Genomic DNA, 21,871 nt, shown 5'->3' with positions numbered 1-21,871 from the left:
TCGAATGGCAGAGAAACCGATACGTCCGGTAACGGAAGGTGAAATGTCCATCGATCAAGTCAAAGAGCAGCTCGTGGAACTTGGCAAAAAGCGCGGAGTCCTGTCGTATACGGAAATCACGGAAAAGCTTGCCCCGTATGACCAGGATTCCGAGCAAATGGATGAATTTTTTGAGTACCTTGGAGAACAAGGGATTGACCTTCTCAACGAAGGTGAAGAAGTGCCGAGTATGGAGCAGGTCGAGAAAGAAGAGGACCATGATCTCACTGATCTCAGTGTCCCGCCGGGCATCAAGATTAATGATCCCGTTCGTATGTATCTAAAAGAAATCGGCCGTGTGCCTTTGCTTTCGGCTGATGAAGAAATCGACCTTGCCAAGCGGATCGAGGATGACGACGAGGAGTCCAAGCGGCGCCTGGCCGAGGCGAACCTTCGTCTCGTCGTGAGCATCGCCAAGCGTTACGTCGGGCGCGGCATGTTATTTCTCGATTTGATTCAAGAGGGAAATATGGGTCTGATCAAAGCCGTTGAGAAATTTGACTATAATAAAGGGTTTAAGTTCAGTACGTACGCGACCTGGTGGATTCGGCAGGCGATCACACGCGCCATCGCCGATCAGGCGCGGACGATCCGTATTCCGGTTCACATGGTGGAGACGATTAACAAATTGATTCGGGTCCAGCGGCAATTGCTCCAGGACCTCGGCAGGGAGCCTACCCCCGAAGAAGTTTCCGAAGAGATGGACCTGACCCCTGAAAAAGTACGGGAAATCCTGAAGATTGCCCAGGAGCCCGTCTCGCTGGAGACACCCATCGGGGAAGAAGATGATTCCCATCTCGGCGATTTCATCGAAGACCAGGAGGCACAGGCACCTTCAGATGCGGCTGCCTACGAGCTTCTGAAAGAACAGCTGGAAGATGTCCTCGATACGTTAACCGATCGGGAAGAGAATGTCCTGCGCCTCCGATTCGGACTTGATGACGGGCGCACCCGCACGCTTGAAGAGGTAGGTAAAGTGTTCGGTGTCACCCGCGAACGCATTCGTCAAATCGAAGCGAAAGCCCTGCGCAAATTAAGACACCCGAGCCGCAGCAAGCGCTTAAAAGATTTTATGGAGTAAAGGCCGCGGGTTACTGACTTCCCACGAAGATGAGTAACCCGCTTTCTTTTATCCACATCTCTTAAAAGTAATATTACCGAGAACGCTGCCAAATTGCAAATACGATTCCGGTAGGTGAGAGGTGGGAAGTGAGATGTGAGAGAATGGGACGATTTCTGGAACAAACCGCTATTTTTCTTTTCATCGGGAAAGTATTCGTATAAAATAAGGGACGAAACCCAGAGAAAAAGGGGGGAGATTGGTGAAGGGACAACCATTGATACCGTTTTTACTTATCGCCGTGGCAGGCATTTTTCTCATGCTGATTCTCTCGTTCGTCGGTTTAGGTGACTTCGGGGAGGAAGCAGAAGAGAATGGAAATGGAGAAGAGAACGGAGAGGAAAACGGCGAAGATGCCGTGGAAGTGGGCGAAGAAGTATATGAACAGGATTGCTTGAGTTGCCATGGCGAGAACATGGAAGGAGATACCGGTCCGGCCATTGAAGGCCAGGATCCCGATGCTGTTATAACCGCGATCGAAGAGGGCCCGGGAAGTATGCCCGAGGGCCTGGTGGACGGTGAAGACGCAGAGGCCGTGGCCGAATACGTTTCTGAAGGCGGCGGGGACTAGCACCCTGGATGGAAAAGGAGCCCTCAATGGTGCTCCTTTTTTGGCAGGTAAGAAAGTATAAAACTTTCTTATCTTGCATAAGTGCAACTAAGGTTTTCGCCATGCTTGGCGATAAGCCAAGTTTTCTTTAGGATGTGGAGGCAAGAAAAGAGGGAAAAAAGTGGAACAAGTGCAACAGCTGTCTTTGCGTTTGCAAACGATTGCACGTGAAGTGCCTGAAGGGGCACGATTGGCTGATATCGGTACGGATCATGCACAACTTCCGGTCGCTCTGGTAGCCGACGGCCATATTTGTGCCGCTGTTGCCAGTGATGCAAAGGCGGGTCCTTTTCAGACGGCGCTGCGTAATGTTGCCACCGCCGGTTTAACAGCTGATATTTCCGTTAGGCACGGCGAAGGGCTACATATATTGGAAACAGCGGATGACGTAGATGTCATTGTCATCGCGGGGATGGGAGGAAGTTTAATCACGGAAATCCTGTCTGCCGGCAATGATATGCCGGACACCGTGCAAAGGCTGATTTTACAACCGAACGTCGCCGCCGATATAGTCAGAAAGTGGTTATATCATGGCGGCTGGTCATTAAAATCCGAACATATCGTGCAGGAAGAAGAACAATTCTATGAAGTGTTAACGGCTGACAAAGGGAGTCCCGGAAGCGTATATGAGAATAAGGATTGGGACGATGCCATCATGTTCGGCCCCCATTTACTGGAAAGCAAGCCGGGAGCCTTCCACAGAAAGTGGGAACAGGAACTCGCCCATATGGAACGGGTGTTGCAACAAATGAACGCGGCCCATGAACGAGCGGAGATTGCCCTGGAACGGGAGCGAATACACGAGCGGATCAACAAAATCAAGGAGGTTTTAACATGAATGCTGTACCCAGCGCGCGTCAAGTGATTGCATTACTTGAAAAATTCTCCCCTGAGCATTTGGCTATAGAAGGGGACCGTGTCGGCTTAATGCTCGGCACATTGGACAAACCTGTAAAAAAAACCCTGGTTACTTTGGACGTGACGGAGGGCGTCGTTGACGAAGCTGTGCAACGAGGGGCAGACATGATCATAAGCCATCATCCGCTGTTATTTATGCCGCTCACGGAAATCGATACATCCACGTCGAAAGGCCGGGTCATTCAGCAATGCCTGCACCATGATCTGACCGTATACACAGCTCACACCAACCTGGATATCGCTCCGGGCGGCATTAATGATTGGCTGGCCGAAGCGATTGGGATACAGGAAACAGCGGTCGTTGTTCCGACAAAAAAAGATCACCTGTACAAGCTGGTGGCGTTTGTGCCAGAAGAAGATACCGAACGCATCAGGCGGGCTTTAGGGGATGCAGGCGCCGGCCACATCGGGGCGTATTCGCACTGTACATTTAATAGTGAAGGCACGGGAACGTTCATTCCGGGAGATGAAACCGACCCCCATATCGGCAACCGTGGTGAAATGACCTTCGTCGCCGAGAAAAAGGTGGAAACCGTTGTTTCTGATTCGCAACTGGCTGACGTTTTGCAAGTGTTAACCGATGTTCATCCGTATGAAGAACCGGCTTATGATCTTTATCCGTTGAGCCTTGAAGGCGAATCTTTCGGACTTGGCCGCGTGGGGACCCTCTCATCTGCCATGAAACTGGAAGCATTTTCAAATCATCTCAAAGAGGTCTTTAAGGTGGATGGATTAAGAGTTGTGGGCGATTTAGAAAAGAGCGTTACAAACGTTGCCGTTATCGGGGGAGATGCAAGTAAATATTGGCCCCAGGCACTGGCGGCCGGTGCCGATGTGTTGGTCACCGGAGATGTTAAATTCCATACTGCCCAGGATGCAGAAGCGGCCGGACTCGCGCTCGTTGATCCGGGGCATCATATCGAAGCGATTATGAAAGCAGCCCTTGCCGAGCGTTTGGGTGCAGACGCGCAGGCGAGCAATTATAATGTTGAGATTAATGCTTCCGCGCATGCGACAGAACCGTTTACATTCCTTTAATGTAACTGACCCAGCGCCGCTTTTGAAGACCTAATTCAAGCCAAACCCGTGCATTAGGTCGTCATGCAGTCTTTTTGACGACCTAACTTGAGCCAAGCGCAGTCATTAGGTCGTCAATCATCGCTTTTGAAAACCTAACTCGAAGTATACACGAACTTTAGGTCGCCATACCGATAAAATACGCGAGCGCGCTAGATTGACTAGCGCGCTCGTGATTTGGAATTCCGGCGCAAGGGCGGCAATATTTTGGTGCCTAATGCTTTTCTTTCCGCTTGCCATGTAGACGGATCTCCCGGATCGTATTGATCGATAAAGAGGATGACTTCCCGGGCAATCGCGGTGGGGGTCGAGGCACCGGCAGTTACCGCCACTTTATTGACACCTTCCAGCCATTCCAATTTCAATTCACTTACATCGGCGATGCGATAGGCATTTGTATGAGCGATATCTTTTGAAACCTGGGCGAGCCGGTTAGAATTATTGCTCATCGGGTCGCCGACGACGATGAGCAAATCGGCGTCTGTCGCTTGTTCGCCGACGGCTTCCTGACGCACCTGTGTGGCCTGGCAAATCTCATTGTTGACTTCGGCATGGGGATAGCGCTCGATCGTGCGATCCATGATATCGGACACGTCCCACTGGCTCATGGTCGTCTGGTTGGTGATAATGATTTTTTCCCTTTTCAGGTCAAGCGCTTCCACATCGTCGATCGTCTCAATCAGATGAACGTGATCGGGGGCAACGCCGATGGCTCCTTCCGGTTCAGGATGCCCGCGTTTACCGACATAAACGATGTCGTAATCCTCGGCTTTCTTCTCTCTGATTAAATCGTGGGTATGGGTCACATCCGGGCACGTTGCGTCAATGGTGGTCAACCCTTTTTCCTCGGCTAATTCTCGGACAGCCGGAGATACGCCGTGAGCGGTGAAAATCACCGTCCCGTTTTCCACTTCCCGGAGAATTTCAAGTCGATTCGGTCCGTCCAGGGAAATAATGCCTTCTTCTTCAAATGCATCGGTAACGTGTGTATTATGAACGATCATACCAAGGATATAGATCGGTCTTGGCAACTCTTTATTTTCTGCTGCCTGGCGGGCGATGACCATTGCATCTACGACGCCATAGCAATAGCCCCTCGGGGTAATCTTTTGCACTTCCATTAGCCAAGTCCTCCCATACGTGTAGGCTATCTATCATTATACAGCCAATACCCGAAATCGTAAATCAAAAGGACGACAAGTGCCGCCCTTTTCTTTTAAACGTATAGCTTTGGAGGTGGTTGCGCTCCTTCCTTGAATTCGTCGGTTGCAAAAGGCTCAGGTTCCTGGATTTTCGCTGTTTTTATCTCCTCCTTCTCTTTTGCAACCGGAGCATCAGTCTTGGCACTGGACGTATTTTTGAGCGCCTTGCTCACTTGATTTGCTTTTTGGATCATACCCGGAAGCTGGCGCACCATCGGTCCGTATTTTTGGATCATGGGCAGCCACTTGCCCGCACTTTGAATCATCGGCAGCAACCGTCCGAGCGATCCAAGTCCTGAAGCACCGGGAGTAAATCCCGCGCCACCACTGGCAGGAATGGGCGGGATTCCCCTTGTGGGGATGTCACTAAGCCCTGCAGGGGGACCTCCCCTCTCCATTGGCACTGGCGCAGGTGCTGCTCCCATGGGAACAGCTTTAAATGGCATTGGGGGGTGCATGGGAGGACCCATCGGCATGACTGGAGGTGGACCATACATTACGATCCCTTCTTTCCGTAAATATAATAAAAGAGTGAGTGAACACCCATGTGTATGATAAAATATGTAACGGGCGTACCAGAGGTGAGAGGTAGGAGAGAGCGGCTGATTCGATCGTATGATAAAATACGGATACATACTGGTTTAGGCGAGAAAAAGAGGTGAAAAGTGAGATGTCAGGCTTTAAACACCTGGAAATTGATACACGTTTATTAAAACATTTGCAGGCCGAAAAGATTGAGCGGCCGACGGACATACAGGAGCGGCTGATTCCTGCCATATTAAGAGGGAAAGATGTGATCGGCCAGTCGCAGACGGGAACGGGGAAAACGCTCGCTTTCGTCTTGCCGATTTTAACGAACATTGACACCGGGCAGAACACTCTGCAGGCTGTCGTCACAGCTCCCACGCGTGAATTGGCCGAGCAGCTTTATAAGGTGTTTCGGGCGTGCATTCAGGACGGAGCGATGGAAGAGATACGCATTCGTCGTGTCATTGGAGGGACGGATAAGGAGAGAAACATGGCTAAGCTCAGCCACCCGCCCCATATCGTGATCGCGACTCCTGGCCGGTTGCATGATCTTGTCACGAAAACACAGGCGCTCGATGTTCACCATGTACGCACGTTTGTGATGGATGAAGCGGATCAAATGCTCGATATGGGCTTCATCGAATCACTGGATCAAGTGGCCGCGCGCATGCCAGACGAGCTGCAAATGCTCGTTTTTTCCGCGAGCATTCCGAAGCGTCTGCAGCCTTTCCTGCACAAATATATGCAGCAACCGCGCCATGTTCATGTCAAACCCGAAGCCCCTTCACCCCAGAAACTCACGCATTATCTCGTTCCCTTACGAAGTCGAAGCCGTGAACATTTAATCGTGGAGATGGCCACGCTTTTGCGTCCGTATTTATGTCTGGTGTTTGTGAATACGAAAAAAGAAGCGGAAACGCTGACGGATGCCTTTATCGAAAAAGGACTGCAAACCGAGTGCATCCACGGCGATCTTTCCCCGCGGGCGCGCAAGCGGGCGATGCGTAACGTTGAACGTGCAGCCGTACCGTACGTCATTTGCACCGATCTCGCTGCCCGGGGAATGGATATTAAAGGTGTTTCGCATATATTGAACATGCAGTTGCCGCATGATCTGCAGTATTATTTGCACCGTTCGGGCCGGACGGCGCGCGCCGGTGCATCTGGAGAAGTTTATACGATCGTCTCCAAGGAGGATTATCCCGCCCTGCAGCAATTGCAGAAACAACGATTTTTCTTTCATTACCGCGATATCAAAAAAGGCGAGTGGCTGGAAATCGAACAATTGGGGAGCGGCTACGTCCCTGGACGGAGTCGAAAACCCAGGCCGCAGAAGCAAACCAAACCCAACCAGAAAAAAGTCAAACCCGGTTACAAAAAGAGGAGGAACAAAAGATGAGTCAAACGCCACGCTATCTGGGATCGCACGTATCCATGAGCGGAAAAAAAATGCTGCTTGCCTCGAGCGAGGAAGCGACAGGCTACGAGGCAACAGCATTAATGATTTATACAGGGGCGCCACAGAACACGCGCCGAAAAGCGATCGAGGATTTAAATATCGAAGCCGGCAATGCCCATATGAAGGAAAACGGGATTGAAAAGGTCGTCGTGCACGCCCCCTATATCATTAACATCGCGAATACGCAAAAGCCGGAGACGTTCGATCTGGGTGTCCGTTTTTTGCGCTCGGAAATCGAACGCACCGAAGCGATTGGCGCGCCCCAAATCGTGCTCCATCCGGGCTCTCACGTCGGCGAAGGCGTGGAGAAAGGGATCCCGAAAATCATCGAAGGGCTCAATGAAGTGATTGATAAGGACCAAAACGTACAAATCGCACTGGAAACGATGGCCGGCAAGGGATCTGAATGCGGCCGCACGTTCGAAGAACTTGCGCAAATCATCGCTGGCGTCACCCATAACGAGAAACTTTCCGTCTGTTTTGATACCTGCCACACCCACGATTCGGGTTATGACATCATCAATGACCTCGACGGTGTGTTGAATTCGTTTGACGAAATCGTCGGTCTTGATCGTTTGAAAGTACTTCATGTCAATGACAGCAAGAATCCCCAGGGCGCCCGTAAGGACCGCCACGAAAACATCGGTTTCGGCCATATCGGTTTTGACGCCCTGAATGAAGTGGTCCACCATGAAGTGATGGCCGAGCTTCCAAAAATTTTGGAAACCCCTTATGTCGGGGAAGACAAGAAAAACAAAAAGCCGCCTTACAAACATGAGATCGCGATGTTACGCGCAGAGACCCATGATCCCGAATTAAAAGATAAATTAACTGGGCAAGCCTAGCGCAAATAGCCCCCGTACTTTTGATACAAGTCGTGAAGCAACATCGCGTGGTCTTTCGATGTTGCTTTTTCTACCTGGTTGATAAACGCGTACACAGACTCCTGATCGGAAAAATCCACGTACTCTGTCCGGACAAGGTGGACGAGCGTGCGAGCCTCTTCATGCGTAAGTGAGACCCCTTTGCGGTGGGCGAGTGCCTGTAATTTTTCCGGGGTCATATGATTGATATACTCTTGAATCATGTGCTCATACATTTCGTTATCACATCCTTTCATGTAACCATATGCAAAGACAGGACCCAATGTTGCATCATTCAAAAAAAAAGAGGTTTTTCACCTCGAACCCTATACACGGGATAAACGGTCTAGTATAATGAAGGAAAATGTTGGTTCGGAGGGCTTTTAATGGACGTTTCTTTACCGAATCAAAACGAATATGAGTCCTTGGCTATTTTTGATGACCTCGTTTGGCAAGAGACTGACATTCGATTAATTATCAATAAAGATGGAACGATATTATATAAAAATAAAGCTGCGCAACAGTTATTGTACGGTACCGCGAATTTTTGTCAAACATTAAATGAGTCCGGGGAATACATCTCTTTTTTAAAAAAGATGAGTAAAACGGGCACCCATATGGAGTCGACGATTGGCCATGTTATAAACGGGGGTACCAAAAACGTTTTTTATCGCGGCGTTTATAAGCAGGGCTGTTTTTATTTGAGCGGGTCGCTGCAGCCCGTACAGGATGTCGAGGCGCCAAAAAAAATAGAGACACTTACGGAACGATTACCGCATGGCTATTTAAGAGTCGACCGGAATATGAATATTGTGGAAAAAAACCGCAGATTTTTTACGCTTGCTTTCCCCAAATTACAGGAGGAAAGAGATGCCTCCCGGGATTTTGAACGTTTGCGGTTGGAAACAGGAGCAGGCGCATGTATTTATAAGGCTGTGCTGGAAGCGTTTCAGACGGAATCGTTCAGTGAGCGAATCGAGGAAGACCGGGAAGCGGAATGTTCATATCGAGGAATGGCCATTTATATGCCGGTCAATCAGGAAGTGCTTGGCTTATTATTCGATGAGAGTACGTATCTGAAATATGAGCAATTGCTCGCCTATAAGCAACAAATGGAATCGGTTTCCCACCTCGCGGCCGGGGTGGCCCATGAATTAAGAAATCCTTTGTCGGTGATTCGCGGCTTTCTGCAACTCTCGGAGCTCACCGACAGTTTTCACAAATATGCCCAGACGATTTTTGGCGAAGTTGATCGCATGAACAAAATTCTGGAAAACTTTTTGTCGATCTCGCGAAAAAAATTCGAAATCCATTCGCAATCCCCGATTGAAGTGATTCATTCCGTGGAGGACATCATCCGCTCAGAATGCTTGCTGAACAACGTTCACTTTGAAGCGAATATTACCGAAACGGACAGGCCGATCCCGATGAACGAGATGATGATCAAACAGGTAATATTAAACTTGCTGCGAAATTCCATGGAAGCATATGATCCCGACACGAAGCATAAAGTCTTCTCATTGACGACACGGGCATTGGCGAAAGAATACGAAATCGTCGTGGCCGATAATGGCGAGGGCATCCCTGCCGAAATCATGGAAAAACTGGGCGAACCTTTTAATACGACAAAAGAAAAAGGCACAGGCATCGGCATTTCTTTATCAAAAAAAATCATCGAAGACCACGAAGGAACATTTCGCGTTGAAAGCGAAAAAAATAAAGGCACAACGACGCTCATGACGTTACCTTTTGAGGAGTGAAGTTATCCGCCACAGCAAGTGGTGGTTTTTTCTTTTTCCGGAGCCAGCACGGGGCTCGCAAAGGTCCTGGATGGCGCCACCCGTATCCCAGGAGGCCGTAACAGAAGCTGAACTATTTACAAGTTTGGGCTGATACGGTATACTGCAAAATGTAAATCGTAATCATTCTGTTTCAAGATATTTGCTCCAAAAATTGGAGGTCCTTACATGGAAAGTTCAGTGGTTGACATTCAACAGCTATCCTATCGATATGAGCGTTCACTTGTATTGGATGACGTAAATTTAACGATCCGCCCGGGGTCTTTTCTCGGTCTTGTCGGCCCGAATGGTTCCGGAAAATCGACATTGATCAAGTGTATACTTGGTCTTCTCAAACCGAAAGATGGGTCGGTCCGCCTGTTTGACACCGATGTCGGTGATTTTACAAACTGGGAAAAGATCGGGTATGTCTCGCAAAAAGCGAACCGTTTTAACGCCGGTTTTCCGGCGACCGTTTTTGAAGTCGTCTCCATGGGCTTATTCGGGCAAATCGGTTTATTTCGTTTCCCTAAAAAAAAGCATCGCACGTACGTGTATGAAGCATTGGACATCGTCGGCATGAAAGACTTTGCCAGGCAGCCCATCGGTCGCCTTTCCGGCGGGCAACAACAACGGATCTTCATCGCCCGCGCTCTCGTCAGTCAACCGCAACTGTTGATTCTGGATGAACCGACGGTGGGAGTTGACGCAAATGCCGCCCAGCATTTCTATGACTTATTGGCGAGATTAAATAACGAGCACGGCCTCACGCTCCTTCTCGTGAGCCATGATGTCGGCACTTTAACGCGCTACGTGTCGGATGTTGCCTGTTTAAATCAACACTTGCATTTTCACGGCAGTAAAGAAGCGTTCGCAAAAAATCCGGATTTATCCGCATTGTATGGACATGATGTCCAACATATCGTCCATGAACACGGGGAAGTCGCGCCATGATCGAAGTATTTTTTCAACACGACTTTCTCCGGCAAGCATTGTTTGCGGGGATCATGATCGGCATTGTCGCTCCGTTTCTCGGGGTATTTCTCGTCGTCAAACGGATGTCACTTGTCGCGGATGCCCTCTCTCACATTACGCTGACCGGGATTGCTTTTCATTTTTTGCTGGCCACCGTTTTTATCGGACTTGCCGATGTGGATCCGTTGTATATGGGGATGGCGTTCGCGGTGATCGGGGCGTTGTTTATCGATCAGCTCCGGAAAGTGTACAGTCATTTTAAGGAGCTGGCCATCCCGATTATGTTATCAACCGGCGTCGGACTCGGGGTTGTGTTTATTTCGATGGCTGATGGCTTTAATACCGATTTGTTCGCCTATTTGTTCGGAAGCGTTGCCGCCGTCGGCCAGACCGACTTTTATACGATATCCGTCGTCACGGTCATCGTTGCTGTACTCCTTACGCTTTTTTATAAAGAATGGTTTTTCATGTCATTTGATGAAGAACAAGCGGCTGTTTCCGGTTTGCCGGGAAAGTGGCTGGACTTGGTGTTTACGATTCTCGTCGCTCTCGTCATCGCGGCGGCGATGAGAATCGTCGGGATTTTGCTCGTGTCCGCGCTGATGAGTTTGCCGGTGGCCGCTGCCATGCAATGGGCAAAAAGTTTCAAACAAATGTTTGTGTATTCGGCGCTTTTTGGGGAGGTCTCTGTCCTTACAGGTATCATCCTCGGATTTCATCTCGATTTGGCACCTGGCGGGGTCATCGTGGTGGCCGCGGTGGTCATTTTGCTTTTCAGCCTCGGTTGGCAAAAGTTGCGGAACAAACGCCCGTCACTGGCGCCGAAACAGGCAAGCTAAAGGGGAGAATGAATGATATGGATGTTCAAATGGCGATAAGGACGCTAAAAGACAACGGCTACAAATATACAGATAAAAGGCAGGAAATTCTCAGGTTTCTTGATCAGCAGGATGGATATATTCCTGCCAAACAAGTGCTTGAGTTCATGCAACAACAATATCACGGCCTTAGTTTCGACACCGTTTACCGCAATCTTTCCCTATTCGCTGATTTGGGTATTCTGGAGGCGAGTGAATGGGAAGGAGAAAAACGTTTTCGCTTCAGTTGTGAAGACGACCACCACCATCATATGATCTGCCTGGCCTGTGGAAAGACGAAGCATATTCCTGTCTGCCCGATGGAAGAATTATATGTAGGTGACGGTGAATTTAAAGTGACGAGCCATAAATTTGAAATTTTTGGTTATTGCCTGCCTTGTCATAAGTCGAGTTAAGAAAATAATGGTGCGATAAACAAGAGTTGCATCCCATAAATCATTGTAAGTCCGACCAGACTAGATAATACCCGGGGACAATCCGGGCAAGGGGGAGATCAGGTTGGCAGATGAAGATCGGAGGGATCAGCAACCGGATCAGGATCAACTGGAAGAAAGACCGGTGATGGTTGACCCGCTCATCGATAGCTACAATGGGGAGTATATGGAAGAAACCTCAGCAGAAGTCGCTTCCCCAGGCGTTAATGCCGAACAGACGAATGCTGCTTCGGAGGAGCAATCCGATGAGCCTATGCAAGGAGAAGAGCCGACGGTCAATGATGATTCCCTGGGGATGGGATTAGGGACGGCCGCGATAATCATTTCGCTCGTATCGCTCTTTTTCCTGCCGGTTATTCTAGGTGCCGCGGGGATTATCACAGGCTTTTTTGCCCGTCAGAAAGGCGCGTCCGCGCTCGGTTGGTGGGCGATCGGTATCGGGGCTGTGTCCATCCTCGTGTCCGTTTTCTTCGCACCATTTATGTGACCGCGGTAAAACGACGGCCCGCTCAAATGTGAGCGGGCCGTTGGCGTTTCTGGAAGTGAGAGGTGGGAAGTGAGATCATTGGGTAGTCTCTGCTTCTTCGAGTTTGGCGTAGTGTTCTTCCGCCAGTTTATCGACTTCTTTTTTCAGCTCTTCGACCATCGTCTCTTCGGGAACTTTGCGAATGATTTCGCCGTGGCGGAAAAGGAGTCCTTCCCCTTTGGCTCCGGCGATGCCGATGTCGGCCTCCCGGGCCTCTCCGGGGCCATTGACGGCACAGCCGAGAACGGCGACTTTGATCGGCGCCTTAATGGAGGCGATGTAGTCTTCGACATCGTTGGCGATGCTGATCAGATCGATTTCAATGCGCCCGCACGTCGGACAAGCGATTAATGTAGCCGCGTCCGAGGCCAGGCCGAAGGTTTTGGTTAATTCACGGGCGACTTTCACTTCCTCGACGGGATCGGCACTGAGGGAAATGCGCATCGTATTGCCAATGCCTTTCTCCAAAAGCGCGCCAAGGCCGGCCGAACTTTTGACCGTACCGGCAAATAATGTCCCGGATTCGGTAATGCCGAGATGAAGGGGGTAACTAAATGCCTGTGCGGCCTTTGTATAGGCTTCAATCGCCAGATCAACATTGGATGCTTTCATGGAGACGATAATGTCATGAAAATCCAACTCTTCCAGAATCGCGATATGATGCAACGCGCTTTCGACCATGGCGTCGGCGGTGGGATATCCATATTTTTCTAGAAGATGGCGTTCGAGAGAACCGGCGTTCACGCCGATGCGGATGGGAATCCCTTTCTCCTTGGCTGCTTCGACAACCATCTCGACTTTTTCACGCGATCCGATGTTTCCGGGGTTGATCCGGATTTTGTCGGCACCGGCTTCGATGGCTTTCAGTGCTTTGCGGTGGTCAAAATGTATATCAACGACGAGAGGGATGTTGATGCGTGATTTAATTTCAGGCAAGGCATCCGCCGCCTGATCGTTAGGGCAAGCCACCCGAACGATGTGACAGCCTGCTTCTTCAAGACGCAAAATCTCTGCAACCGTTGCTTCCACATCTTCCGTCTTCGTCGTCGTCATGCTTTGAATGATGACTTCATCACTGCCGCCGATGACAAAATTGCCAACACGGACCGGTTTCGTCTGCGTGCGATGGGTAACTTCGCTCATCTTCGTCATTCGCCCCTTTGCATGAGCTTCATTTTATCTATACTGGATTGGCTCAATAAATATGTTGCACACTGCATTTATTGTAGCAATGAAGTGGCAAAAAAGGCAAGTATTCGGGAAGGTTAGCCCAAGGTAAATACGGACAACTCCACAAGATGATCGGTAAAAATTGTCCGAATGGGAGGCTGATTCGGACACAATCAGGATCCGTACAGCAAAAATATGTCCGAAAAGAAGGTTTATTAGGACAAACCGAGCGGGCAAGCGGCCAAGATTGTCCGAAAAACCCCGGTGTACCCGGAAAGTTAGCCGTTAGCCTTCATACAGGGGAAAAGTATACACTTCGCCCTGCTGCAGTTCTTCGGGCGGTTGGTTGTCATTTAAAAGGCGAAAATCAGCTTTTATCATTTCCATATCAGCGCCCATCCCGGTTTCATGGAGCTGTTCCATCACCGACAGCAGCGTTTGACCGGCTTCGATCTCAACATCAACGGTCCTCTCAACATTCGTTTGTGCTATTTCAGTCGGGCTCTCCTCAGCCGGTTGCGATGAATCAACGACCGGGAGCGTGCCGCGGGAAAAGTCATAATAGACGGCAAAACAGATCGTGGCGATAGCGAGAATCCATAACCATTTTTTCATGATTTTCACCCCTCTCGCTATCATAAGTATGCTTGTCCTGTAAAAAAATGCTGATAAAATAACCAAAACTGTACAATAGGCTTTTCTTTTCCGCTATCATGTGGTAAGTAAAAGAGGAAGATATCATGAGGGGGAGCCAAAATGAAAAAACGAGGAGCAGGGATACTCGCGGGTCTATTTATGGGTGCGGGGATTCTATCCGCGCCGCTAACCGCTGATGCCGATGCCGTTCCGGGAGATATCATTATTACACTTGGCGAAGATTTAAGTGCAGAAGAGAGAGAAACGGTCTTATCGGAAATGGATGGCGACGAAAATGACGACATTATCGAAGTGACCAACGAGGAAGAACATGAGTATCTCGGCGAGTTCATCCCCGCCGGACAAATCGGGAAGAATGCGATTTCATCTTCGCAAATCACGATTGGAGAGTCCGGATCCGGAATCGATGTCGAGACGAACCGTATTACTTATGTGACGGAGGGCATGTATGCGAACGCGCTCGTTACCGCAGGCGTTGAAGACGCGGACATCTATGTAACGGCGCCTTTTGAAGTCTCCGGGACCGGAGCGTTAACAGGCTTAATCAAAGCTTATGAAATCGAAACAGACATCGAGATCGATGAGGATCAAAAACGGATCGCCAACGAAGAGTTGGTACAGACCGGTGAATTGAGCGAAAATCACGGGGAAGAAGACGCGACGGAATTGATGGCGAGAATTAAGGAAGAGATCGCCGAACGAGATGTCGAAACGGAAGAAGATTTACGGGATTTGATAGCCAGTGTCGCCGATGAGCTCGGCATTACACTGACTGACGAGGAAATGGACGGCCTTGTATCTTTGTTCGAACGGATGCAGGATTTGGATATCGATTGGGATCGCGTCCAGAATCAAATTGATCACATCCGTGATAACATTGAAGAATGGGTAAGTTCCGAAGATGCCCAGGGATTTTTCCAGTCTGTCCTCGATTTCTTCAGTGAATTGCTGGACACGGTTCAAGGTTGGTTTGAAAGCAGCGGAGACACGTCTTAATAACGTAAGCCTAGACACTCACGTTGGGGGCATCAGCGTGAGTGTCATTTGTTTTCTAAAGACATAACTTCTGGTAGAATGTAAGTAGAATATGAAACCGTTTATAAATGCATTTTTTGTGAAGGGGGGGCTTAAAACATGGCGTGGCTGGATATCAGTTTATTCGGATTTCTCGTCGTTTTCTTGGCCACGATGTTTTTCCTTGGGGAGTTGCTTGTCAAAGCAAAAGGCATCTTCGGTCTCATCGGCTTTGCATTGATTACATTGTACTTCGCCCATCATATTGATGGCGCGACGGGATTATGGGTCATTGTTCTTTACGCTGCCGGGTTATTGCTGATTTTGGTGGACGGCAAATTGCTTGGCGACGGATTGTTGTCTTTCTTTGGCGGTCTGTTGATGATCGTCGGCTTGGCGGTTCCCGCGCCGGATCTAACGTATTCATTTCTTGCCGGGAGCGCGGTCATTTTCGGAGCATTGGCATCTTTTCTCTTTATGAAAGTGTTCCCGCACCGGGACATGTGGTCGAAGATGACGCTCAGGGAAACGTTGTCCAGTGAAGAAGGGTATAATTCCATGAATGAAAGCTACGGGGACCTTATTGGAAAAGAAGGCAAAACACTCACCGACTTCAGGCCGATCGGCACGGTTGAAATTGAAGGGCAAACGTACAGTGCCACCACAGGCGCCTCGTGGCTCGAGAAGGACACCGATATCAAGGTGACATCGGTAGACGGCACCCGGATCGTTGTAAGTCCGCAATAAGCTATAACTGAGCGTAAAAAAGCGTCCTGAAAAGGGACGCTTTTTTAGTTTCCTTCCTGTTTTTCCGTGTGTGTTTCTTCTCGTTTGGCGTATTCCTCCTTAAGCTCGTCGACAATGGCGATGTCGTCCAGGGGTACGCCTCTGCGGTAGGCAGCCCGGGAGACGGTGAGTGTGACGATCGGTGTGGTAAGAAATACGAACAAGATAACCAGCAGCAGGGTGCCAAGGAAAATATCCTGTTGCAGAAGAAAAAAGAGAAAGGTGGCGAACATGGACATGATGACGCCGCCGGTTGCGTTTTTCCCCGTGGCGTGCAAGCGTGCATAGACATCGGGAAAACGCAGGAGACCGAAGGCCGCAAATAGACTGAAAATGGTTCCCGCCCCCGCAAAAATGACTATGATCCATTCAATGGCGGTCAAAGATAACACCTCTTTCCAGGTACTTGGCGATGGCGATGGAGCCGAGACAGGCGAGGATCCCGATGACGACGACGATATCTGCATAGGCGACGGTTTCATGAATGATCATGATGCTTCCGACGAAACCGATGAGCAGCAGTCCGACGGTATCCAGAGCGAGAGCCCGATCCGACATGGTCGGTCCCATCATGACTCTTATGAAACAAAGCAGGATAGCCAGGGCTTTAATGGAAAGGAAAACAATCATAATCGTTTCAAATATCATGGGGACGGGTCACCTCCAGAATGTTTTTTTCAAAGACTGTCTGTATCCGGTTAATAACGGCTTGTTTGTCCTCGACGTTTAGGGCATGGACGTAGATGTACTCGTTATCATCCGCGAATTCGATTGCCATCGTTCCCGGTGTCAATGACATCATCGCACCAAACAGTGCCTTTTCCGTGGGGGATTCCAGCTGGGTGGGGACGGCGATGAAACCAGGAGCAATGTTCATGTTCACACGGCTAAGGATGCTCATCACATGAAGATTGGCGCGAATGAGTTCCCTGAAAAACACGATGATCAGTTTGAGCAAGTAAGCAGCTCTTCGCAAGTAAAATTCCCCTCCCATAAAATGGGCGAGAACCTTTACGACAATAGCTCCAATAAAATAACCGATCACCGCGTCCTGTGCTGTGTAACTGTTGAAGAAGAGCATCCAGGCAAACATGACCAAAATATTTGTGAATAGTTGGAAGGCCATATGATCTACTCCTTTAAGACAGAATCGATGTAGATGGAAGGGTCCAGCAACTGTTCAGCAATTTCCATTGAAAAACCGAAGGACCATTGGGCTCCCACACCGATGATGATAGTGAGGAAAACTAAAGGCAGTACAGGGGCTAGGACATCCATGATCGGTGTCTGAGCCTGTTTATTGGTATGTTTCTGTTCGCCCCAGAAAGCATTGATAAAGATTTTGAGCATGGAAAACAACGTTAGCAGTCCGACGAACATGGCAACAAAAGCGATGAGATAACTCGCTTCCTGCAAGCTTTCCAAAACGAGCGCAAATTTCCCGAAAAAGCCACTTAGCGGCGGAATGCCGGCGATAGATAAGGCCGGGATGAGAAACAACCACGCCAGAGACGGATGGGTCTTCAGTATCCCCCCGGTCTTTTTCAGGTCGGTTGTTCCCGTTATCCTTTCCACGACACCCGAAAACAGGAGCAATGACGTTTTGACAAAGATGTGGTGGAAATAATAAAAGATCGTCCCTGCCATGGCCAGCGGTGTAAACAGACCGATTCCGATAACGATGTAACCGAGCTGGCTGATGATATGATAAGCCAGTATCTTCTTTAAATCGAAAGATGATACCGCACCCAGCACGCCAAGAAGCATGGTGAAACCGGCGATCAGAAGGATGAGAAAATGATGGGTGAATGCCACATCCTGTGTGAAGATCAGTGTATACGTCCGAATAATCGCATATACCCCTACTTTGGTCAGGAGACCGCCAAACAGGGCTGTAATGGCAATCGGTGCCCCGTAATAGGCCCGTGGGAGCCAAAAATAAAGCGGGAACAATGCCCCTTTCATGGCGAACACAATGAAAAAGACGATGGCAACGACCGGCAGGGCGCCTGCTTCATCAAGCCCATCTAGACGCTCGGCAATATGGGCCATATTCAACGTTCCGGTGATCCCGTATAGATAGGCGATACCAGCCAGAAACAGCATGGATGCGAAGATGTTGATAATCGTATACTTGAAAGATTCACGCAGCTGAAATTTCGTTCCGCCAATGACGATCAGCGCGTAGGAGGAAAGCAGCATCACTTCAAAAAAGACGAACAGGTTGAAAAGATCGCCTGTCAAAGCCGCTCCGTTCACACCGGTGATCAGAAAGAAGAATAACGGATGGAAATAATATCTTTCCCTTTCCCGGTGCATCGTCCTGAAAGCAAAGAACAGGCAACAAACTCCGACCAGCGATGTTACGACAACGACGGTGACAGATAATAAGTCAGCCACCATCACAATCCCGAATGGGGCGGGCCAGGTGCCCAGTTCCAAAGCGGCGATGCCGTCATTGGTATAAATGTAAACGGCCAGAAACAAAGATGCAACCAGTGTTGCTATCGCTGATAATCCGCTCATAAACCGTTGAATGCGGTGCTTCTTGACGAGTAATATGAGCAGCGAACCTGCAAGCACAGGTATAAGAATAGGCAGTACGATAATATTACTCATTATCAGCACCTCTCAATTTTTCCAGGTCGTCTGTTTTGTGGGCTTTGTATGTTCGGTATGCGAGCACAATCAGGAAAGAGGTCAAACCGAACCCAATGACGATCGCTGTCAGGATGACGGCGTGCGGCAGGGGATCAGTGGAATCACTGCCGCTCAAATCGACGAGAGGGGCTGAACCTGTGTTTAAACCAGCCATGGTGAGGATGAGCATGTGTACGGCGTGAGAGATGACCATAAACCCGCCGATAACTTTGAGCAGGCTCCTGCAAAGCAGGAGATATGTGCCCACGCTGAAAAGGACGCCGATCGCTATGAATATTAAATATTCCATTAGTTCTCATTCTCCTCCTTTTCATCATCTGCAATCGTCAACATAATAACCATAGCTGCCCCCACGACAACGAAATAAATGCCCAGGTCAAACGGTAGGGCGGTTGTCAACTCTACTTCACCGAAAAACGGAATCTCGAAGTAATCGAAGTACTGGGTGAGGTAGTTGTCATTGGCAAAAAATCCAATGGCACCCGTCCCCAGTGACAGCACTAACCCTATAGATATTAAAGCGGGAAACGTAAAACGGATGTATTCATTGGCTGTATCCCGGTCGAAAACCAGGTAGATAAAAGCGAGTGCGCACGCTGTTGTCAGCCCTCCGATGAATCCTCCTCCGGGGTTGTTGTGACCGGCGAACAGAAAGTACAACGAGTAGGCAAGGACGAAGTAGCTCGTGGTTATTAACAGTACCCTCTGCATTACATCATGGGATCGTGAATATCTCATATATCTTCGCCTCCCTTGAACCTGTGCTTAATCAGCATAATGACCGCCAATGCGACGATGCCAAGCACCAAGGCTTCCAGTACCGTGTCAAATCCCCGGAAATCAACGAGCGTCACGTTGACGATATTATAGCCGCCGCCGAGGGGAACGGCATTTTCGATAAAGAAATCGGAAATGGCGGTAAAGTCCAGATCAAGCCTCAATGCGTAGGCGCTAATCGAAACCATGGTGACAAGCGCCCCTACGCTGGCGGCTATGAGAACATTCACAGTGGTATAGGACCTGCTTTTGGGTTCTTTTGTCATTTCAGGCAAATGTCGGAAAGCAAGCATAAGGACGATCAGTAACACGGTTTCCACGAGCAGTTGTGTCAAAGCCAGATCCGGGGCACTGAAGATCGTAAAAAACAGCGACACCATCAGTCCGAGCACACCGATCGAAATGATAAAGGTGATCCGTGATTGGATAAACGGCAGGACAGCCGCGGATCCGACTAGGATGAGCATGACTCCGTACATATACAGCGGCGTATCCATCGTGGTTGCCAAGCCTTCAGGCAGAGCCTGGAATTGCCCGGATCGCCACATGGTTACGGCGAGCAGCGCGACGATGAACACAAGCATATACATGAAATAGTCCCGTAAGCGCCCGGTCATCTGCACCCGCGTAATCGCCGCGGACCCATCCTGTAGCTTGTCTATCCCCTGATCATAGAACAGGTTCATCACATCCCGCTCTTTGTTATAAATCTCCCACCTTGTCCACTTCCGGTGGTAGAGGAAAGCGATGACACCTACAGCGACAACCCCGATGGACATGAACAGTTCGATCTCGAAACCGTGCCAGAGGGTCAAGTTATAAGGCTCCAGTTCAACCGAGACCCCGGTAAGAATGCTCGTGACCGAGGGATGAATCAGCGTCTGGGTTAAGATGTTTGGAAACAGTCCGAGGACGATGACGAGGATGCCCAGTAAGATGGGACTGAGCAGTAGACCCGGGGATGCCTCATGCACATCGACCCAGTAATTCTGGCGGTCGTATTTGCCCATAAATGTTTTGTAGAACATGAATGCACAATAGATAAAGGTAATAACACTCGCCGTCCAGGCGACAATCGGAATAATGATGGCCCAGTCGCCCATGCCGAAGAAAGGCAGCTCCATGAGTTCGACCATGTTTGCAAAAAACATTTCTTTACTGATAAAGCCGTTAAACGGGGGGATGCCGGCCATCGCAGCCAGGCCGACCGCGGAGACGGTGAACGTGACGGGCATGACCGCCATTAAACCACCCAGCTTCTGCAGGTTTCTTGTTCCGGTTTCATGGTCGACGATGCCGACGACCATGAACAGGCTCCCCTTAAAGGTCGAGTGGTTAATTAAGTGAAACATGGCGGTCACGATCGCTCCGGCATACATCACTTCCAAATCGGGATCCTGGGCATAAAGGGCGGCGGAACCTGCCCCGAGCAGGGCCATAATAAGTCCGAGTTGGCTGATGGTGGAAAAAGCCAGAACCCCTTTAAGATCTTTTTGCCGCAGTGCGGAAATGGCGCCCCAGAATAGAGTGAAGAGCCCGGTGATTAAAATGATCCAGAACCATTCGGATGAGCCTCCGAAAATCGGCGTCATCCGGGCAACAAGGTAAATACCCGCTTTTACCATCGTTGCCGAATGTAAATAGGCACTGACAGGTGTAGGGGCTTCCATGGCATCAGGCAGCCATATGTGAAAGGGGAACTGAACCGATTTTGTAAAAGCCCCAAGAAGGACGAGGATCATGGCCGGGAGGAACATCGGGTGATTCATGATGACATCGACGTCACCGATCATTTCCCTGATGCTGAATGTACCAGTCATGATATAGAGAAGCATGAAGCCGCCCAGCATGGCAAAACCGCCGAAAACCGTGATCAGCATCGACTTCTGCGCTCCGAATATCGATTTGTCACGGATGAACCAGAAACCGATCAGCAAGGTGGATGCCAGGCTTGTCAATTCCCAGAAGACGTAAAGGACAATCACGTTGTCGGTCAGGACAACCCCGAGCATGGCACCTATAAACATCAATAGATACACATAGAAGTCCTGCAGACGTTCCTTCTTTTTATCGAGATAATAGATAGAGTATAAGACAACGAGCGCCCCGATCCCCGTGATCAGTAACGTAAACAAAAAACTGAGCCCGTCAAGATAGACGGAAAAATTGATATCCAGCATCGGGACCCAGGGAACGATACTAAGAATCGTCTCGCCATCGGCCATCAGGGATGAATAGCTGATCCAGGTGACCATCACGAGGGCAAGCGGAATAAAAAGAACAAACCAGCCTGTATGTATGCGGGGAAACATCCTTCCCAATAAAGGTATGAAAAAGGCTGCCAGGAAAGGAATGAGAATAATCCAGTGTAATAACGACAAAAAAATCACTCCTGAGGA

At 49.4% G+C, this 21,871-nt stretch carries 25 protein-coding genes; 13 read left to right on the top strand and 12 right to left on the bottom strand.

Annotation, left to right across the window (positions count from 1 at the left end):
- The first annotated feature begins 4 nt into the window (after positions 1-4).
- The 4 genes from rpoD to BLS58_RS01705 all read left to right on the top strand — a co-directional run bounded on the left by rpoD (position 5) and on the right by BLS58_RS01705 (position 3,725).
- On the top strand, positions 5-1,120 hold the full coding sequence (gene rpoD, locus BLS58_RS01720) for an RNA polymerase sigma factor RpoD (RefSeq protein ID WP_090395816.1): 1,116 nt from the start codon (positions 5-7) through the stop codon (positions 1,118-1,120).
- Positions 1,121-1,361: 241 nt separating this feature from the next.
- Positions 1,362-1,730, top strand: coding sequence for a c-type cytochrome (locus BLS58_RS01715; protein WP_090395815.1), 369 nt, complete (start codon positions 1,362-1,364; stop codon positions 1,728-1,730).
- Between the two features lie 160 nt (positions 1,731-1,890).
- A complete protein-coding gene (locus tag BLS58_RS01710) occupies positions 1,891-2,607 on the top strand; it encodes a tRNA (adenine(22)-N(1))-methyltransferase (RefSeq protein ID WP_090395814.1) in 717 nt (238 codons plus the stop codon).
- Positions 2,604-3,725, top strand: coding sequence for a Nif3-like dinuclear metal center hexameric protein (locus BLS58_RS01705; protein WP_090395813.1), 1,122 nt, complete (start codon positions 2,604-2,606; stop codon positions 3,723-3,725). Before BLS58_RS01710 ends, BLS58_RS01705 begins: the two co-directional genes overlap by 4 nt.
- Before the next feature lie 200 nt (positions 3,726-3,925).
- On the opposite strand, the gene BLS58_RS01700 is transcribed toward BLS58_RS01705, so the two are convergent.
- Together BLS58_RS01700 and BLS58_RS01695 are read right to left on the bottom strand one after the other, a co-directional pair.
- Positions 3,926-4,885: a 4-hydroxy-3-methylbut-2-enyl diphosphate reductase gene (locus tag BLS58_RS01700; RefSeq protein ID WP_090395812.1), complete on the bottom strand. Its 960-nt coding sequence runs from the start codon at positions 4,883-4,885 to the stop codon at positions 3,926-3,928.
- A gap of 95 nt (positions 4,886-4,980) precedes the next feature.
- Positions 4,981-5,463, bottom strand: a complete 483-nt coding sequence (locus BLS58_RS01695; protein WP_218126115.1) for a YqfQ family protein — start codon at positions 5,461-5,463, stop codon at positions 4,981-4,983.
- A gap of 173 nt (positions 5,464-5,636) precedes the next feature.
- On the opposite strand from BLS58_RS01695, the gene BLS58_RS01690 reads away from it, so the two are divergent.
- Complete coding sequence (locus tag BLS58_RS01690) at positions 5,637-6,893, top strand: DEAD/DEAH box helicase (protein ID WP_090395810.1); 1,257 nt, start codon at positions 5,637-5,639, stop codon at positions 6,891-6,893.
- On the top strand, positions 6,890-7,798 hold the full coding sequence (locus BLS58_RS01685) for a deoxyribonuclease IV (protein ID WP_090395809.1): 909 nt from the start codon (positions 6,890-6,892) through the stop codon (positions 7,796-7,798). Before BLS58_RS01690 ends, BLS58_RS01685 begins: the two co-directional genes overlap by 4 nt.
- Here the strand turns inward: BLS58_RS01685 and BLS58_RS01680 are convergent.
- Entirely contained in the window at positions 7,795-8,052 is a 258-nt protein-coding gene (locus BLS58_RS01680; RefSeq protein ID WP_176764547.1) for a DUF2624 family protein, read from the bottom strand. The two genes, BLS58_RS01685 and BLS58_RS01680, sit on opposite strands and share 4 nt — an antisense overlap.
- Before the next feature lie 150 nt (positions 8,053-8,202).
- Between BLS58_RS01680 and BLS58_RS01675 the strand changes: the two genes are divergently transcribed.
- The 5 genes from BLS58_RS01675 to BLS58_RS01655 all read left to right on the top strand — a co-directional run bounded on the left by BLS58_RS01675 (position 8,203) and on the right by BLS58_RS01655 (position 12,368).
- On the top strand, positions 8,203-9,576 hold the full coding sequence (locus tag BLS58_RS01675) for a two-component system sensor histidine kinase NtrB (protein ID WP_090395807.1): 1,374 nt from the start codon (positions 8,203-8,205) through the stop codon (positions 9,574-9,576).
- A gap of 207 nt (positions 9,577-9,783) precedes the next feature.
- Entirely contained in the window at positions 9,784-10,548 is a 765-nt protein-coding gene (locus BLS58_RS01670) for a metal ABC transporter ATP-binding protein (RefSeq protein ID WP_090395806.1), read from the top strand.
- Positions 10,545-11,408 carry a metal ABC transporter permease gene (locus BLS58_RS01665; protein ID WP_090395805.1) on the top strand — a complete coding sequence of 288 codons (864 nt, stop codon included), beginning with the start codon at positions 10,545-10,547 and terminating at the stop codon, positions 11,406-11,408. The genes BLS58_RS01670 and BLS58_RS01665 overlap by 4 nt, the downstream gene beginning before the upstream one ends.
- 17 nt (positions 11,409-11,425) lie before the next feature.
- Entirely contained in the window at positions 11,426-11,842 is a 417-nt protein-coding gene (locus BLS58_RS01660; RefSeq protein WP_090395804.1) for a Fur family transcriptional regulator, read from the top strand.
- A gap of 103 nt (positions 11,843-11,945) precedes the next feature.
- Complete coding sequence (locus BLS58_RS01655; RefSeq protein ID WP_245723019.1) at positions 11,946-12,368, top strand: DUF4190 domain-containing protein; 423 nt, start codon at positions 11,946-11,948, stop codon at positions 12,366-12,368.
- A gap of 75 nt (positions 12,369-12,443) precedes the next feature.
- Here the strand turns inward: BLS58_RS01655 and ispG are convergent, their stop codons facing one another.
- Positions 12,444-13,550: a flavodoxin-dependent (E)-4-hydroxy-3-methylbut-2-enyl-diphosphate synthase gene (gene ispG, locus BLS58_RS01650; RefSeq protein ID WP_090395803.1), complete on the bottom strand. Its 1,107-nt coding sequence runs from the start codon at positions 13,548-13,550 to the stop codon at positions 12,444-12,446.
- Between the two features lie 312 nt (positions 13,551-13,862).
- Positions 13,863-14,192, bottom strand: coding sequence for a hypothetical protein (locus BLS58_RS01645; RefSeq protein WP_090395802.1), 330 nt, complete (start codon positions 14,190-14,192; stop codon positions 13,863-13,865).
- 141 nt (positions 14,193-14,333) lie between these two features.
- On the opposite strand from BLS58_RS01645, the gene BLS58_RS01640 reads away from it, so the two are divergent.
- Together BLS58_RS01640 and BLS58_RS01635 are read left to right on the top strand one after the other, a co-directional pair.
- Positions 14,334-15,230 (top strand): DUF1002 domain-containing protein, encoded by an 897-nt coding sequence (locus tag BLS58_RS01640; RefSeq protein ID WP_090395801.1) that lies wholly within the window; start codon positions 14,334-14,336, stop codon positions 15,228-15,230.
- A 138-nt stretch (positions 15,231-15,368) separates the two neighbouring features.
- Positions 15,369-15,995: an NfeD family protein gene (locus BLS58_RS01635; protein WP_090395800.1), complete on the top strand. Its 627-nt coding sequence runs from the start codon at positions 15,369-15,371 to the stop codon at positions 15,993-15,995.
- A gap of 44 nt (positions 15,996-16,039) precedes the next feature.
- On the opposite strand, the gene mnhG is transcribed toward BLS58_RS01635, so the two are convergent.
- From mnhG to BLS58_RS01600, 7 genes are read right to left on the bottom strand one after another with little or no spacing between them, the layout of a single operon-like run.
- Positions 16,040-16,417: a monovalent cation/H(+) antiporter subunit G gene (mnhG, locus tag BLS58_RS01630; protein WP_090395799.1), complete on the bottom strand. Its 378-nt coding sequence runs from the start codon at positions 16,415-16,417 to the stop codon at positions 16,040-16,042.
- Positions 16,404-16,682, bottom strand: a complete 279-nt coding sequence (locus BLS58_RS01625) for a monovalent cation/H+ antiporter complex subunit F (protein ID WP_342705352.1) — start codon at positions 16,680-16,682, stop codon at positions 16,404-16,406. Before BLS58_RS01625 ends, mnhG begins: the two co-directional genes overlap by 14 nt.
- Complete coding sequence (locus tag BLS58_RS01620; protein WP_090395798.1) at positions 16,672-17,160, bottom strand: Na+/H+ antiporter subunit E; 489 nt, start codon at positions 17,158-17,160, stop codon at positions 16,672-16,674. Before BLS58_RS01620 ends, BLS58_RS01625 begins: the two co-directional genes overlap by 11 nt.
- Positions 17,161-17,165: 5 nt before the next feature.
- Positions 17,166-18,653, bottom strand: coding sequence for a Na+/H+ antiporter subunit D (locus BLS58_RS01615; protein ID WP_090395797.1), 1,488 nt, complete (start codon positions 18,651-18,653; stop codon positions 17,166-17,168).
- On the bottom strand, positions 18,646-18,984 hold the full coding sequence (locus BLS58_RS01610) for a Na(+)/H(+) antiporter subunit C (protein ID WP_090395796.1): 339 nt from the start codon (positions 18,982-18,984) through the stop codon (positions 18,646-18,648). Before BLS58_RS01610 ends, BLS58_RS01615 begins: the two co-directional genes overlap by 8 nt.
- Positions 18,984-19,433, bottom strand: coding sequence for an MnhB domain-containing protein (locus BLS58_RS01605; RefSeq protein ID WP_090395795.1), 450 nt, complete (start codon positions 19,431-19,433; stop codon positions 18,984-18,986). The genes BLS58_RS01610 and BLS58_RS01605 overlap by 1 nt, the downstream gene beginning before the upstream one ends.
- On the bottom strand, positions 19,430-21,853 hold the full coding sequence (locus BLS58_RS01600; RefSeq protein ID WP_090395794.1) for a Na+/H+ antiporter subunit A: 2,424 nt from the start codon (positions 21,851-21,853) through the stop codon (positions 19,430-19,432). Before BLS58_RS01600 ends, BLS58_RS01605 begins: the two co-directional genes overlap by 4 nt.
- Positions 21,854-21,871: the final 18 nt, after the last annotated feature.

Origin of the sequence: Natribacillus halophilus, assembly GCF_900100185.1 — a bacterium.
In the GTDB taxonomy this organism is placed as follows: domain Bacteria; phylum Bacillota; class Bacilli; order Bacillales; family Marinococcaceae; genus Natribacillus; species Natribacillus halophilus.
The sequence above is the reverse complement of the archived record's forward strand: the minus strand, read 5'-3'. Positions and strand labels throughout refer to the sequence as shown.

Coding starts and splice junctions, on each gene's coding strand:
- rpoD (WP_090395816.1), top strand. CDS start 5: ATGGCAGAGAAACCGATACGTCCGGTAACGGAAGGTGAAATGTCCATC.
- BLS58_RS01705 (WP_090395813.1), top strand. CDS start 2,604: ATGAATGCTGTACCCAGCGCGCGTCAAGTGATTGCATTACTTGAAAAA.
- BLS58_RS01700 (WP_090395812.1), bottom strand. CDS start 4,885: ATGGAAGTGCAAAAGATTACCCCGAGGGGCTATTGCTATGGCGTCGTA.
- BLS58_RS01695 (WP_218126115.1), bottom strand. CDS start 5,463: ATGTATGGTCCACCTCCAGTCATGCCGATGGGTCCTCCCATGCACCCC.
- BLS58_RS01690 (WP_090395810.1), top strand. CDS start 5,637: ATGTCAGGCTTTAAACACCTGGAAATTGATACACGTTTATTAAAACAT.
- BLS58_RS01685 (WP_090395809.1), top strand. CDS start 6,890: ATGAGTCAAACGCCACGCTATCTGGGATCGCACGTATCCATGAGCGGA.
- BLS58_RS01680 (WP_176764547.1), bottom strand. CDS start 8,052: ATGTATGAGCACATGATTCAAGAGTATATCAATCATATGACCCCGGAA.
- BLS58_RS01675 (WP_090395807.1), top strand. CDS start 8,203: ATGGACGTTTCTTTACCGAATCAAAACGAATATGAGTCCTTGGCTATT.
- BLS58_RS01670 (WP_090395806.1), top strand. CDS start 9,784: ATGGAAAGTTCAGTGGTTGACATTCAACAGCTATCCTATCGATATGAG.
- BLS58_RS01665 (WP_090395805.1), top strand. CDS start 10,545: ATGATCGAAGTATTTTTTCAACACGACTTTCTCCGGCAAGCATTGTTT.
- BLS58_RS01660 (WP_090395804.1), top strand. CDS start 11,426: ATGGATGTTCAAATGGCGATAAGGACGCTAAAAGACAACGGCTACAAA.
- ispG (WP_090395803.1), bottom strand. CDS start 13,550: ATGAGCGAAGTTACCCATCGCACGCAGACGAAACCGGTCCGTGTTGGC.
- BLS58_RS01645 (WP_090395802.1), bottom strand. CDS start 14,192: ATGAAAAAATGGTTATGGATTCTCGCTATCGCCACGATCTGTTTTGCC.
- BLS58_RS01640 (WP_090395801.1), top strand. CDS start 14,334: ATGAAAAAACGAGGAGCAGGGATACTCGCGGGTCTATTTATGGGTGCG.
- BLS58_RS01635 (WP_090395800.1), top strand. CDS start 15,369: ATGGCGTGGCTGGATATCAGTTTATTCGGATTTCTCGTCGTTTTCTTG.
- BLS58_RS01625 (WP_342705352.1), bottom strand. CDS start 16,682: ATGATATTTGAAACGATTATGATTGTTTTCCTTTCCATTAAAGCCCTG.
- BLS58_RS01620 (WP_090395798.1), bottom strand. CDS start 17,160: ATGGCCTTCCAACTATTCACAAATATTTTGGTCATGTTTGCCTGGATG.
- BLS58_RS01615 (WP_090395797.1), bottom strand. CDS start 18,653: ATGAGTAATATTATCGTACTGCCTATTCTTATACCTGTGCTTGCAGGT.
- BLS58_RS01610 (WP_090395796.1), bottom strand. CDS start 18,984: ATGGAATATTTAATATTCATAGCGATCGGCGTCCTTTTCAGCGTGGGC.
- BLS58_RS01605 (WP_090395795.1), bottom strand. CDS start 19,433: ATGAGATATTCACGATCCCATGATGTAATGCAGAGGGTACTGTTAATA.